General features: G+C 40.2%; 10 protein-coding genes. 3 read left to right on the top strand and 7 right to left on the bottom strand.

The annotated features are described in order from the left end of the window. Positions 1–80: 80 nt before the first annotated feature. Together IGJ28_RS16440 and IGJ28_RS16435 are read left to right on the top strand one after the other, a co-directional pair. Entirely contained in the window at positions 81–1181 is a 1101-nt protein-coding gene (locus IGJ28_RS16440) for an aminopeptidase P family protein (protein ID WP_252711421.1), read from the top strand. Positions 1182–1196: 15 nt separating this feature from the next. Further along, positions 1197–2063: an NAD-dependent epimerase/dehydratase family protein gene (locus IGJ28_RS16435; RefSeq protein ID WP_252711422.1), complete on the top strand. Its 867-nt coding sequence runs from the start codon at positions 1197–1199 to the stop codon at positions 2061–2063. A gap of 166 nt (positions 2064–2229) precedes the next feature. Here the strand turns inward: IGJ28_RS16435 and IGJ28_RS16430 are convergent, their stop codons facing one another. From IGJ28_RS16430 to hprK, 6 genes are all read right to left on the bottom strand, one after another. After that, positions 2230–2910 (bottom strand): YtxH domain-containing protein, encoded by a 681-nt coding sequence (locus tag IGJ28_RS16430; RefSeq protein ID WP_003126236.1) that lies wholly within the window; start codon positions 2908–2910, stop codon positions 2230–2232. A gap of 14 nt (positions 2911–2924) precedes the next feature. Beyond that, entirely contained in the window at positions 2925–3350 is a 426-nt protein-coding gene (locus tag IGJ28_RS16425; protein ID WP_003126235.1) for a DUF948 domain-containing protein, read from the bottom strand. A 173-nt stretch (positions 3351–3523) separates the two neighbouring features. Then, positions 3524–4444: a UTP--glucose-1-phosphate uridylyltransferase GalU gene (gene galU / locus IGJ28_RS16420; protein WP_003126234.1), complete on the bottom strand. Its 921-nt coding sequence runs from the start codon at positions 4442–4444 to the stop codon at positions 3524–3526. Between the two features lie 18 nt (positions 4445–4462). After that, the gene (locus IGJ28_RS16415) at positions 4463–5485 is read right to left on the bottom strand and encodes an NAD(P)H-dependent glycerol-3-phosphate dehydrogenase (protein ID WP_003126232.1); all 1023 of its coding nucleotides are present in this window, start codon (positions 5483–5485) and stop codon (positions 4463–4465) included. A 74-nt stretch (positions 5486–5559) separates the two neighbouring features. Then, on the bottom strand, positions 5560–6390 hold the full coding sequence (lgt, locus tag IGJ28_RS16410) for a prolipoprotein diacylglyceryl transferase (RefSeq protein ID WP_252711423.1): 831 nt from the start codon (positions 6388–6390) through the stop codon (positions 5560–5562). A gap of 15 nt (positions 6391–6405) precedes the next feature. Continuing rightward, entirely contained in the window at positions 6406–7341 is a 936-nt protein-coding gene (hprK, locus tag IGJ28_RS16405; RefSeq protein ID WP_003126230.1) for an HPr(Ser) kinase/phosphatase, read from the bottom strand. Between the two features lie 161 nt (positions 7342–7502). On the opposite strand from hprK, the gene IGJ28_RS16400 reads away from it, so the two are divergent. After that, entirely contained in the window at positions 7503–9203 is a 1701-nt protein-coding gene (locus IGJ28_RS16400) for a M3 family oligoendopeptidase (protein WP_103299684.1), read from the top strand. Between the two features lie 227 nt (positions 9204–9430). Here IGJ28_RS16400 and IGJ28_RS16395 read toward each other — a convergent pair whose 3' ends face one another. Beyond that, entirely contained in the window at positions 9431–14434 is a 5004-nt protein-coding gene (locus tag IGJ28_RS16395; RefSeq protein WP_438845490.1) for a bacterial Ig-like domain-containing protein, read from the bottom strand. Positions 14435–14451 lie beyond the last annotated feature (17 nt).

Below are 14451 nucleotides of genomic sequence, written 5' to 3'. Positions count from 1 at the left end.
AATTTTACATATTTACGGACAAGCATTCTCCAGTAAAGAGTGCTAAAATGGAGAAAGAATACTTGAAAGAAGGTTTTTTCATGAATAAAGAAAAAATACAAGAAATGACAACGTGGTTAGCCAACAATCAAGCTGAGGTCGCTTATATCTCAAATCCTTCAACGATTGCCTATTTTTCAGGTTTCAAGAGTGAACCTCATGAACGCGTATTAGCACTCTTTCTTTCACCTGATAAAGACCCTTTCCTATTTACACCAGCTTTAGAAGTTGAAGAAGCTAAAAATAGTGGCTGGCCCTACGATGTGATTGGTTATTTAGATAGTGAAGATCCTTGGAAAAAAATCTGTTCAGAGCTAGAATCTCGTTATCACCTCAAACGATTAGCACTAGAAAAGAATGATTTGACTGTTGAACGTTTCGAAGCATTGAATGGTTTCCTTCCAGGAACTGATTTTTCACTTGATATCACTCCTGTGATCCAGAAAATGCAATTAACCAAAACAGCAGCGGAAATCGACACATTGCTTGAAGCAGGTAATTGGGCAGACGTCGCTTTTGAGATTGGTTTTTCTGCTGTCAAAGAAGGTATTTCTGAAATGGAGATCGTTGCAGAGATTGAATATCAACTCAAAAAACGCGGCGTTTCCCACATGTCCTTTGATACGACGGTCTTAGCAGGTGCCAATGCTGCAAGCCCTCATGGGGTTCCAGGTAAACAACAAATCAAACCAAATGAACTAGTTCTCTTCGACCTAGGTGTGATCTGGAATGGCTATTGCAGCGACGCAACGCGTACCATTGCCTATCACGAGCCGACTGAATTGCAACGAAATATCTATGATATCGTCCTTGAAGCGGAACTGACTGCCCAAGCAGCTGTTAGACCAGGCATTACTGCGGGTCAACTGGATGAAATTGCTCGTGGGGTCATCGAAAGTCATGGATACGGTGAATACTTCAATCATCGATTGGGTCACGGGATCGGCACAACGGTTCATGAATTTCCATCATTGATTACCGGGAATGATTTGGTGATTGAAGAAGGCATGTGTTTTTCCATCGAACCTGGGATTTACATTCCTGAACAAGTCGGTGTTCGTATCGAAGATTGTATCTATGTTACTGAAACTGGTTGTGTGCCGTTTACAAAAACTGCAAAAGAGCTACTAGTATTGAATTAAAAAAGGAGATGGATTATGACGCAAAATGTATTGGTTTTAGGTGGGACACGCTTTTTTGGCAAACATCTCGTCAATGAACTGCTTACACAGGGTGCGAACGTAACGATTGCTACTCGTGGAAAAACACCAGACTCATTTGGTCCAAAGGTAACTCGATTGATTTTTGACAGAGAAGATGAAGACAGTATCCGATCTGTTTTGACAAAAGAAACTTATGATGTGATTTACGATAATATCGCCTATACCTCCAATGATATTGATATTTTGATGCGTCATGTCACTACCGAACGCTATATTGTCACAAGCTCTATGTCTGTTTATCCAACTTTCCATGACAATCTGGTCGAAAAAGATTTTGATCCAACAGCACATGCTTATCGTCTTGTGACCTCAGAACAAGTGAACTATGCAGAAGGAAAACGCAGTGTCGAGGAGATTTTAAGCCAAAAATACTCACAAAATTCGGCATTTGTCCGCTTTCCTTATGTGGTGGGAATTGATGACTATACCAAACGGTTGTCTTTCTATATTCAATTCGTTTGTCAAAAAAAAGCCATGTTTATTGACAATCTTTCCCATCAAATGAGTTTTATCGATTCTAAAGAAGCAGGAAAATTTTTAGCATTTTTAGGAACCAGTTCCTTTACAGGACCCGTCAACGCTGCTGCTAAAGGTACCCTCTCACTGGCAGAAATTTTAGCTTATGTCTCAAAAGAAACTGGCATTGACCCACTTTTATCACCTACCGGAGAAGCCGGGAAATACAATGGCACGCCAGAATATTCGATAAATGTAGCACTAGCTGAAGCAAATGGCTTTCAATTCTCCCAACTATCTGATTGGATCTACTCACTATGTGATCAAGAGATCAAAAATGCTTAACTATGTGCGCCTTCGCTAAAAAAAACACATCCAAACTAGAAATAAATGCGTCTGTGATCTGTTTGATCGCAGGAACCGTGTTGTCACGGCTCGGCATTTTATCTTCGTTTGGATGTTTTTTTGCTACCGATTAAAAGCAGCTCCTTTAACTTTCAAAAGAGAAAGATTATGCTTCTGGATTATTTTTTTCCATTTTATCTTTTAATTCTTCTTTGACTTCTTCAAAATCTTCTTTCGCATCTTTGGCTTCTGATTTTGTTGTTGCTTTTACATCAGCCGCTTTTTTATTTGCTTCATGTTTCAATTCGTTTGCTGCTGATTTTGTTTCTTTTGCAGCATCATCTACGATTGGTTTGGCCTCTTCTGCCCCTTCTTTTACCGTTTCCTTCATGTCTGCAGCGGAAGATTTTGCATCAATAAAAATGTCTTCTGCTGTTTCTTGGACGTCTTCATGAAGATCACTAGCAGAATTTTTGACTTCGTCAGCAGATTTTTTGAAGCGCTCAGATAAATCTCCTGCCTGTTTTTTTAATTCTTCAACTGTATCGCTAGAAGAACTAGCTGCATTATCTTTTAAGTCATCTACTTTTGCAGTCAATGAATCAGTAAAACCTGAAGCTTGTTCGCCAAGTTTAGCTGCTTTATCTTTAGCGATCTCCACTAAATCGGTACTTTTATCTTTAGCCATATCACCATAATCAGAAGCTTTATCCAATAAATCATCGGCTTGTTTGGCTAGTTTGTTTCGCAAGTTTTTACCTGACTCGGGTGCTAATAACAGGGCTGCTACCGCTGCTGCTGTCCCACCAATTACTGCACCTAATAGAAATCCACCTTTTTTACTCATTGAAATTCCTCCTCTTATTGTTGTTTGTTACGGTCTTTGAAAAATTTCATTGCTGTTTGACCTACTTTACCAGCAACAGTTGCTTTAGCCGTTGTTCGACCTAAACTGCCAACTCGCGAGACCAAGTTCTTTCCTGAACTATTCAATTCAGAGACGCTGGTACTTAAATCTGCTACTGCAGTAAAGAGCGGATCAATGGTCGCAACTTTGCCATTTACATCCTGCAGCAATTCATTGGTCTTAACCAACAATCCCTCCACTTCTTTTGAAAGGATATCTACGTCTTGGGTGATGACTCGAATCGTGGTATTGGCTTCTTCCACTGTTTTATCCACTTTGGTCATCGTTTTGCTTACTTGCATCAATAATCGTACAACAAAAACGACAAGTACGACGAATGCAATCGCAGCGATCAATGCTGCAATCTCTCCTCCTGTCATAAAATGTCTCCTTCCCCTTTTACTTATATTAAGAATAGCATTTCAAACGGCGTTCTACAAATAAAAGACTAGCGAATTTTGTTTTTTTTACTAAAATCTATCCGCTTTCATACAAAACCAAAAAAATGCCGAACAACTTTGATTGATCGTCAGTTGTTCGGCAAGCGTTCTTCTTACTTGTTCTCTTTTGTTGGTTTTGGCTGGGTTGCTGTTTTTTCAGTTGGTGTTAATTCTTTACTCAATTCAATCAAGTATTCTTTTAGACTGTCTTTGACTTCTGGGTGTTTCAAGCCATATTCAATGCTTGTCTTCAAGAAACCAAATTTATCACCAACATCATACCGTTTACCAGTAAATTGGCGAGCAAATACGCGTTGTGTTTTATTCAACGTATCAATAGCATCAGTCAACTGAATCTCATTGCCGGCACCTGGTTTTTGATTAGCTAAGATATCAAAAATTTCTGGGGTCAACAAATAGCGGCCAATAATTGCCAAATCACTAGGCGCTTTGTCTGGAGCAGGTTTCTCCACAAAGTTCTTCACGTTGTATAATCCTTTATCAACTTGCATGCCAGGATCAATAATCCCATATTTTGATGTGTCTTCATGCGGAACATCCATCACAGCAATCGTTGAAGCATGCGTTGTTTCGTAATCATCGATCAATTGCTTCGTTAATGGGACTTCATCTTCCATCAAGTCGTCGCCAAGCATTACCACGAAGGGCTCATTTCCTACAAAGGCTCTTGCTTGTAGGACAGCATGCCCTAACCCTTTAGGATGTGATTGACGAATGAAGTGAAGATTAACATCTGTGGTTTCTTCGACCAATTTCAATAATTCAGTTTTGCCTTTTTCTTGCAGATTCATTTCTAGTTCTAAGTTTGCATCGAAATGGTCTTCAATTGGGCGTTTTGCTTTTCCGGTAACGATCAAAATATCTTCGATCCCTGATTGTAAAGCTTCTTCAACAATAAATTGGATCGTTGGTTTATCAACGATCGGCAACATTTCCTTAGCCATTGCTTTTGTTGCCGGTAAAAAACGGGTCCCTAATCCTGCTGCTGGAATAACTGCTTTTTTTACATTCATTTGTCTCTCTCCTTATCGTTACTTTTCAAGCGTAAACTCGTTCTCTTCTTTGCCATCTCTCAGCATGATTTCTTTGGCTGCTTGTTCAATTGCTTTTCCTTCATAAAGAACGGAATATATGGTTTCGGTGATTGGCATTTCAACACCTAAAGCTGCTGCCAGTTCTCGCGCTGCTTTTGTCGTCGATACACCTTCAACGATCATTCCCATGTTTTCTAATACTTCATCCAAACTGTGTCCTTTACCAAGTAAGTTTCCCGCACGCCAATTTCGTGAATGAACACTCGTACAAGTCACAATCAAATCACCGACACCACTCAAACCGATAAAGGTCAATGGATTGGCTCCCATAGCTACTCCTAGTCGGCTGATTTCAGCTAACCCGCGGGTCATGATCGCCGCTTTTGCGTCGTCTCCAAAGCCTAAGCCAGCAATTGCTCCCGCACCGATTGCAATAATATTTTTTAATGCTGCACCAGTCTCAACCCCGATTACATCATTGTTCGTATAAATACGGAAATAGTCATTCATGAACAATTCCTGCACATATTTTGCTGATTCTTCATTTTCACTCGCTGCAGTAATGGTAGTAATATCATGGACAGCCACCTCTTCTGCATGAGAAGGCCCGGATAGCACAACAATATCTTGTCGTTTCTCTGTAGGAATCTCTTCTGCCAAAATTTCAGATATTCTCTTGTGACTTCCTTGCTCTAATCCTTTCGATGCATGGATGATCACGGGACGATTGGTTGCCTTTTCGGCAAACTCTTTAGCGACCGCCCGAATTGCTTTCGTCGGTACAACGAAAAGAATGGCATCTGCATCAATGATCGCTTCTTCAAGAGCCTTAACACCTAAAATATTTTCTGGAAGCTTCAAATCCGGCAGATAATGACGATTCGTATGATACGTATTGATTTCATCGATTTGAGCTGGATTGTTGCCCCAAATTTTCACTTCATGACCATTCTCGGATAACACTTGCGCAAGCGCAGTCCCCCAAGAGCCAGGGCCTAATACGGCTATTTTTTGTTTCACGATGGAAACCTCCTCTGTTCATTTACAATAAAACTTCACTCAATCATTTTACCATAGTTGCCGAAAAATAACTGCTAGATTACATATTCATTTTCTCCATAGGAACGGTTGTAATCTTTTACTTTTGTTTTTTTACGGCGCCAGATCAAGACGATGATTGAACCAAAGAATAACACAGCTGATAAGACTTGCGATACTCGGATCGGTCCAAACAAGTACAAACTATCCGTTCTCATTCCTTCAATGAAGAAGCGTCCAAAACCGTACCAGATCAGATACCCTAGGAAGACTTCGCCTTCTTTTAAAAGTCCTTTTTTCTTACGGAGTAAGACCAAAACAATAAAACCTGAAACATTCCAGACAGATTCGTATAAGAATGTTGGTTGTCGATAAGCTCCATCGATATTCATATTATCAATAATAAAATTAGGTAGATGGAGACTTTCTAGAAAGGAACGGCTGACTTCTGCGCCGTGAGCTTCATGATTCATGAAATTCCCCCAACGTCCAATTCCTTGTGCCAACAACACGCTAGGTGCTGCAATATCCAAAAAGGTCACTGGTGAAATAAAATTGCGTCGGCAAAAGAAATACAGCCATATTCCTCCAGCGATCAAAGCCCCATAGATTGCCAATCCCCCAGAACGAGTATTGAAAATTTGAATTGGATCTTTCAAATAAGGTTCTAAATCAAATAGGACGTAATACAGTCTGCCCCCGATAATTGAAACTGGCAAGCCAATCAACATAAAGTCCGTTACATCATCGGCCTTCAATCCCACACGGACTGCTTCTCTCGTACTCAACCACATCGCAATGATGACACCGGAGACAATAATGATCGCATACCAATAGATCGGCAGACCGAACAACTCAAAAGCAACACGACTTACTAAAGCTAACATATAAACTGTTCCTCTCTAATTTCCAGAATTTTCTTCGATCAACTGTGTCAATCGATTCTCAAACGTTTGTGTCGCATCATAACCCATTGTTTTTGCCCGGAAATTCATGGCTGCAACTTCAATAATGATGGCGACATTTCGTCCGGTTTTTACTGGAATCTTGATTTGCGGGATATCTACTTCACCAATCTGAACAGTTGTATCATCCGTACCTAAGCGATCATATTTTTTATCTTTAGCCCACGCTTCAAGGTAAACTGCCAACTGCACTTGCATATAGCCTCTGACTGCACTGGCACCAAATAAGTTCATGACGTCGATAATTCCGATTCCGCGAATTTCAATTAGATGTTGGAGGATTTTGGGCGGTTCTCCCACCAGTGTCAGTTCATCTTGCTTATAAACATCTACTCGATCATCAGCAATCAGCCGGTGTCCACGCTTGATCAACTCTAATGCCGTCTCGCTTTTCCCGATGCCACTATCTCCTTGAATCAAGACACCTAATCCATAAACATCTACCAAAACTCCATGTACGCTTGTTCGAGCTGCTAATCGTCCATCTAAATAGCTCGAAAGTTCACCTAGCAATCGTGAAGTTGAAATAGGCGAACGCAAAATTGCGATATTGTGCTCTGCACAAGCTTGGATCATTTCCTCTGGGATAGCCAATCCTCTGGAAACAATGAATCCAGGTGTATCTTCTGAACACATTTTACGCAAGACCATCAACCGCTCTTCCGGCATCATTCGTTCAGCAAAAGTAATTTCTTTACTTCCAAATAGTTGTAATCGATCATGGGAATAATAATTGAAATAGCCGGTCAATTCCAACCCCGGTCGCGAAATATCCCCGGTGATGATTGTCCGTTCCAAACTTGTTTCATCCCCTTGGACGATCTCTAAGTTCAAAGCCTCAGCCAACTCATTGACCTTGACGGTTTCTGTCATAATAGTCCCTCTCTTCATCTCCATTGATTCTTCAGCTGCTTCTTTTTCGCAAACTGTTCCTCTCTATTTTATCATTCTATCTTAAAACTTACTACACGTGTTATTGGAACTACCTATTTCTTTTTATTTTATGCTATTATTTTTAAAGAGGAGGGATTTAATTGAAATTTTCAGACTATACTTACGTACGACCAGATTTTGATTCTTACAAACACAATTATTTGGAAGCGTTACACAACCTTGAGGAAGCAGCCAACCTTGAATCTGCGAAAGCAGCCATCGATGAATTGAATTATTTGCGGGGAACGATCGACACGGCAGTCAACTTGGCTTCAATTCGACACTCAATTGATACGACGGATCCGTATTATGAAGCAGAAGATACATTTTGGAATGAGTACCAGCCTCATTTTGAATCACTGGATTTTCGTTTCTACCGTTGTCTACTCGCTTCACCGCTAGTGGAAGAATTAAAAACTATCTATCCAGAAACGTTCTTTTTATTTGCTGAAAGTCGCGTGAAGTTATTTGATGAATCACTGATCGAATTATTCCAAAAAGAGAATCAACTGACTTCTGATTATGGCAAATTGATTGCTTCCGCCCAGCTGGAGTTCCAAGGAGACAGCTATACCCTTGCACAACTACGCCCTTTTACTGAGCACAAAAATCGTGAAATTCGTTTGGAAGCAATAAACATTCAAACAGCATTTTTTGCTGAAAATGAAACGACATTCGACACAATTTATGATGAATTGATCAAAGTGCGTACAGAAATCGCCCATAAATTAGGCTTCGAAAATTATGTTGCTTTTGCAGATGTCCAAATGAACCGCTGGGATTATGATCGCAAAATGATCGAAACCTATCGAAAGGAAATTTTAGAAAAAGTTGTCCCAATCACTCAAAAGCTGTATGCCCGCCAAGCAAAACGTAATCAGCTATCAAAAGCCACTTTTGCGGATTTGCCATTGGTCTATCCGAACGGAAATGCAACACCGAAAGGCACCGCAAACGAATTAGTGGAGAAAGCCCGTACCATGTATCATGAACTGTCTCAAGAAACAGGTGAATTCTTTGACTTCATGGTTGATCATGAGCTCTTGGATCTTTTAAGCAAAAAAGGCAAGCAATCTGGGGGTTACTGTACCTTTATCCAGGAATATCAATCTCCTTTTATTTTTGCGAATTTCAACGGGACTGCTGCTGATGTAGATGTCTTGACTCATGAAGCTGGTCATGCATTTCAAGCGTTTCAGTCTCGTTGGATCAAAGAGCCAGAAATTCTTTTTCCAAATTTCGAGTCTTGTGAGATTCATTCCATGTCAATGGAATTTATCGCTTGGCCTTGGATGGATGCTTTTTTTGAAGAGGAAACTGCAAAGTACAAGTTCGCCCATCTGGCTAGCAGTCTACAATTTCTACCTTACGGCGTGTTAGTTGATCACTTCCAACAAGAAGTCTACGAAAATCCTGATTGGACTCCAGAGCAACGAAAAACTTGTTGGAGAGACCTGGAACGCCGCTATTGTCCAGAACGTGACTACAGTGAATTTCCTGATTTGGATCGCGGGCTTTACTGGTTTAGACAAGGACATATTTTTGAGTCACCCTTTTATTATATCGACTATACGTTAGCTCAAGTTTGTGCCTTTCAATTTTGGTATCGTTCGATCGTAGCCCAAGATCCTACTGCTTGGCAAGATTATTTGGCCATTTGTCAAGTCGGCGGTACACAAACATTTCTTGAAATTCTCGAAACAGCTCACTTACGTTCGCCCTTTGAAAAAGGTGCGTTAGATGATACTCTGAAGGCTGTTGATGATTACCTAGAGAATGTTTCCGAAGAACAACTAAAATAGACCACACAATCCACGGAACGAACGAATCATCATTGATTTGTTCGTTCCATTTTTCATTGCAGTCCTTTAAATAAACGACATGCAGTCACGAACTAGTCAACCAGGTACGTTAAAAGAATAGTCAGCTCTTTTTTTGCCAGCTGCTAGGACTAACTTACTAAGGACCAACAAAAAAGCAACGAATACTCGCTGCTTTCTTGCTTGGCTATTGAGCCAATTTTATAAGCTTATTCGTTCGCTTTTTTCTTTCTTCTAAAGAAGAAGGTAACAACAAGCCCAATGAATGCAATCCCCACTAATGGATAAACTTGATTGTCACTCGAACCAGTTTTTGGCAAAACTCGCTGTTGACGATCTTTAGCAGTTGCTTTGATCAGTTTACTTCCATCATTTGACTTTGGATCAACTGGTTTAGTTTGATCGTTGTTGTTAGATTTTTTTCCATCGTCCGTTGCTGGTTGTTTTTCGATCACTTGAATCGTAGCCGTTGCCGTAACAGCCAATTGTTTGGTTGTCCCAAATATGCGCTCAAACAGCGCTGGATTTGCTACTTTCTCATCTGAAACAACAGAATAGTTCACCTGATAAGTACCGACCTTGCTGGTATCAACAGATCCTTCAATAAGAAGTCGTTTAATTGATAGGATATTGCCCTCACGATCAGTTGCTGAAACAAAATTGTTCTTAGCCTCCCATTGATCGCCTACATACACTACTGAGTCCTTAACAACTACGCTTGTTTGATCTGCTAAAACTGTGATCGTAGCTATTGCTTCAACTTTACCATTGCGGTAGCTGATTTCATATTTGCCAGGTGTCGTAGTATCGACATCCCCTGTTATATCCAATTCAGCTACTGACAACGTTTTTCCCTCTTTATCCGTCGCAGAGACAAAGTTATCTTCTGCCTGCCATGTGTCTCCTACGTAGAGCGTACTATCTTTGGCTACCACGGTTGCTTGATCAGACACGACGGTGATCGTTGCCACTGCCTTAGCTGTTCCATTGGTATAGGTCACTTGATAACTACCTACTTTTGATGTATCAACATCGCCGTTAACAGTTACATCAGCGATTGACAATGATTTTCCATCTTTATCTGTAGCAGAAACAAAATTGTCTTCGGCTAGCCATGTGTCTCCTACATACAATGTGCTGTCTTTTGCCTTGACGCTTGTTTGATCTGCTAAAACTGTGATCGTAGCTACTGCTTCGACTTTTCCATTGCGGTAGCTGACTTCATATTTTCCGGGTGTCGTAGTGTCTACCGTACCTGTGACGGTTACATTAGCGAGTGATACTGCTTTTCCATCTTTATCTGTGGCGGATACAAAGTTGTCTTCCGCCTGCCACGAATCTCCCACATAGAGCGTACTATCTTTGGCTATCACGGTTGCTTGATCAGACACGACGGTGATCGTTGCCACTGACTCGGTGTTTCCATTTTTGTAGGTCACTTGATAACTACCTGCTTTTGAAGTATCAACATCGCCGCTAACAGTTACTTCAGCGATTGACAATGATTTTCCATCTTTATCTGTAGCAGAAACAAAATTGTCTTCGGCTTGCCATGTGTCTCCTACATACAATGTGCTGTCTTTTGCTTTGACGCTTGTTTGATCTGCTAAAACTGTGATCGCAGCTATTGCTTCAACTTTACCATTGCGGTAGCTGACTTCATATTTTCCGGGTGTCGTAGTGTCTACCGTACCTGTGACGGTTACATTAGCGAGTGATACTGCTTTTCCGTCTTTATCTGTGGCGGATACAAAGTTGTCTTCCGCCTGCCACGAATCTCCCACATAGAGCGTACTATCTTTGGCTACCACGGTTGCTTGATTAGACACGACGGTGATCGCTGCCACTGACTTAGCTGTTCCATTGGTATAGGTCACTTGATAACTACCTACTTTTGAAGTATCAACATCGCCGCTAACAGTTACTTCTGAAAATGTTACGTTATTGCCTTGTTTGTCCGTCGCAGAGACAAAGTTGTCCTCGGCTTGCCATGTGTCTCCTACGTATAAGGTGCTGTCTTTTACTGAAATACTGGATAAATCTTTTTCTGGTGTGATTCCAATAGATATCTGGTTACCCGTTCGATTGACTTTTACATCCATACCAGATTGAATATCTTCTGGAACAACATATCCTTCAGGGACTTTTGAAACGTATACCTTGTATTTACCTGTATAAATATCTGTCAACTGTGACTCGCCTACTTGATCAGTGGTGGTGTTGATCACAGTTCCAGTCAACTGATTGATTAACATTAATGAAACTCCAGCAATCTTTTTTGTCGGCCTTTCTGTATCAAAGACATCAAGTAAAGCAGACGTTTTATAGATAATCCCTTCCGAATCACCTGCTGAAAATTGCAGATTTGCGATAGTGGATGTCGCGGTGCGCTTTGCTTCGGACAATGTATCAATCGTCTCGGATGAGATGGTGGCTGATGCAGAAATTTGACCAGCGTTTTGAGAAAGGACGGTATAGCTGATCTCCACGTTCTCCTTAAGCACATAGTTTGCAAAAACCAGCTGAATCTCACCATTAACTTTCTCTACTTTATAACTATCATCAGGAACATTTGAGATTCTGATGGAGTTTGGATCGATTTCTCCATTGGTGTTGCCAATAGATTTTAAGCTGAACGTTGGATTTACAACTTTCTTTGTTCCATCATCAATGTTTTTCGTTTTCACAGTGACTTGGGTTACGTTTTTTGCGCTAGTAACTGTCCTTTGACTAATATCGATAATGTCTGTTGCGGTATTAGAGACAGTGACCGACGATGACCCTTGTTGATTACCATACAGTGGTTCTTTAGAAAATCCCGGTATCAGAATTGATTTCGTTTCCTGCCAACCATTTGCATAATGATAGGCAATGATGTATCTGTGATCAGTTGTCCCAAAATCGAACGTATAATAATTCGTCGCTTCATCATGCGTGATGGTAGGGTAATTCGGATCTGATTCTTTCATGACTTGCGTATTGTATTGCCCCCGATCCCAGTATTGAGGATAAATCCCGTCCACTTGATCATTGGAGACATCGATAATGGAAAATACGACATCTGTATTCATTGGTACATGTGTTTCTACCTTCAGATCTTTGATGGTATCTTGCCGGGCATTAACTAAAAATTGATTTTTGCTTCCTTGCAACGTTTGTTCTGAATAGTTTTTTCTTCCAGTGGTAACTGTTGTATTGACAGTATCCAAGCCATCCGCTGAGATACTAATCGGAATTTTATCTACTGGGATCCGCGTTGTAGAAGCGAGACTGTCTGGCACATAATTAAATCCAATGTCAAATTGAATTGAACGATTGATTGGCGTAATAAAAGTAACTAAGGTCCCTCCCTCAACCTTCTCGATACGGTAATCTTGATCGATCTTGTAATAATAGTTCACTTCTGGAACTTTTCTAAGTGTCAAATAATCTGGATGTTCGACGAAAATTTTAAGATTTTCGACAGGTTGTGTTGTGCTTCCTTCAACGTTGACTGAAGTATCATTTGCATAGGCACCATTTTGGTTGTAGTTCCCCCAAGCTGTCTCAGCTGAATTAGGATATAAAACTGAGATCGGTTGTACATAATCATCCCCAATCACTTTGAATTTTTCATTGGGAATCAAAGGAGTCGTGACATTCATGACGATGTCTTTTTGATCAAAAGGAACCGTAAGATGAATCATGGAAAATGCTAGGTTACTGTCTTTGGTTGCCGTCAAGGTCAACATGCCGTTAGAATTTTCGACTTTAAAGTATTCATCTAAAGGTACATTTTGATAAAAAGCATCATTGACCATTAGTTGCTTCACTGTAAGTTCCTGTCCATTTTCAGCGGATATCGTTATCTGCTGTCCTTTTTTCATTTCAGTTGGCATGCCATGTAATGTTAAATAGTAGGATCCCTTTTCATTGGAATATAAATTTCCACCGGCAACAGCTGAATAATACCTTGATGAAATCTCTTTTTCAGTTTGACTTGTTTTTGCCACAAAAGAAATTCCACGGTACTCCCCAGCCGATGGTTCAAGATTTACTGATCCAAAACCGGTGGTTGGATAGTTTTTGTAATAAGAATACTGATGGTCACTAATTTCAGATATGCTCATCGTGAATTGATAGACAACACCATAAGCCTTTTGCTGATCCATTTGTTTGATCTCAACTGCTGTATTTTGTAAGTCATTAGCTGTAATTGTATAATCTGTGCCAGCGACTAGCTCCGTTTGCGTTTCTGGCTTGATATTTCCTTTGATATCTACATCATAGCTATAAACCTTTAGTGGTTGCGATTCTATTTTTTTGAAAACTGCTCCTGGGATGTCAATAAGTTGCAAAGAGAGTGTTTCCGTTCCCGAGAGCTTGCGGTCTAAATTATAATACACTGTACCATCTAGACCAAAAATGTTTTTTTGTTGCTCGTACTTCAATGATTCGACATCTTCATAAAGATCGATCGCATAACTGGTTTTATTTAGATCATCAATTGTCACTTTGATTTGCGGGGTACTTTCTGAATAAAGATAACTCTTTAATTCAAGGGAAAATGTTGCATCGTGGATAGCTTGATTAAAAGTGATCGTTACTTGACGATTGGCACTGTCTACTTGCCAAGTCGCATCGATGCCTTGAATCGTCCCTTGATTATCGGTAAATCCAAGGGTGTCCGGCAAACTAAAAACAACAGTTGTTCCAGCTAAGTAATCTTCGTCAATGATTTCAAAATCCAATTTTAGTTTAACTGGTGTATTATTTAGCACTCTTGTTTCCTGTGTTTGGCTGTACTCTTCATCAGCCATCGTAAGCAGTGTTCCTTTCTTTAAAAGTTCTTGCGCCTTTATTTGTCGATTGGAACGAGAAGCATTTTCTTCTTTCTTAGCTATTTTGGGATCAGTAGAAGATTTGTTGGTTTCAGTTTCTGCAACACTAGAATCTTTTATACCTGATGTTTCCTCACTTTGATCCACTTCGTTCTCTTCACTGGAAGAAGTATCAACTTCTACTTGACTACTAGCACTTGAAATGAATGAAGAAGCTTCTTTTTCAGATGAAGCCAAGATAGGATCTTTTTCTTTGTCTATTTTACTAGTTGTTTCAGCTGGCTGATCAGCCTCAGATGTTTCAGCAATCACCAGTATTGGCGTTGTGATCTGAGTAAGACTCAACGCAATAACAACCATACTTTGTTCTATTTTTTTAGTGATTTTCTTCATTATTCTCCTCCAATTTA

The organism is Enterococcus sp. AZ091 (assembly GCF_051714805.1).
Lineage (GTDB): Bacteria > Bacillota > Bacilli > Lactobacillales > Enterococcaceae > Enterococcus_D > Enterococcus_D gallinarum.
Note: the sequence above shows the minus strand (reverse complement) of the source record. Positions and strands in the feature narration are given on the sequence as shown.

What these genes read in the sequence shown, in the direction of transcription:
- IGJ28_RS16425 (WP_003126235.1), bottom strand. Translation starts at nt 3,350, where the DNA reads ATGACAGGAGGAGAGATTGCAGCATTGATCGCTGCGATTGCATTCGTC.
- hprK (WP_003126230.1), bottom strand. Translation starts at nt 7,341, where the DNA reads ATGACAGAAACCGTCAAGGTCAATGAGTTGGCTGAGGCTTTGAACTTA.
- IGJ28_RS16440 (WP_252711421.1), top strand. Translation starts at nt 81, where the DNA reads ATGAATAAAGAAAAAATACAAGAAATGACAACGTGGTTAGCCAACAAT.
- IGJ28_RS16430 (WP_003126236.1), bottom strand. Translation starts at nt 2,910, where the DNA reads ATGAGTAAAAAAGGTGGATTTCTATTAGGTGCAGTAATTGGTGGGACA.
- IGJ28_RS16435 (WP_252711422.1), top strand. Translation starts at nt 1,197, where the DNA reads ATGACGCAAAATGTATTGGTTTTAGGTGGGACACGCTTTTTTGGCAAA.
- lgt (WP_252711423.1), bottom strand. Translation starts at nt 6,390, where the DNA reads ATGTTAGCTTTAGTAAGTCGTGTTGCTTTTGAGTTGTTCGGTCTGCCG.
- galU (WP_003126234.1), bottom strand. Translation starts at nt 4,444, where the DNA reads ATGAATGTAAAAAAAGCAGTTATTCCAGCAGCAGGATTAGGGACCCGT.
- IGJ28_RS16395 (WP_438845490.1), bottom strand. Translation starts at nt 14,434, where the DNA reads ATGAAGAAAATCACTAAAAAAATAGAACAAAGTATGGTTGTTATTGCG.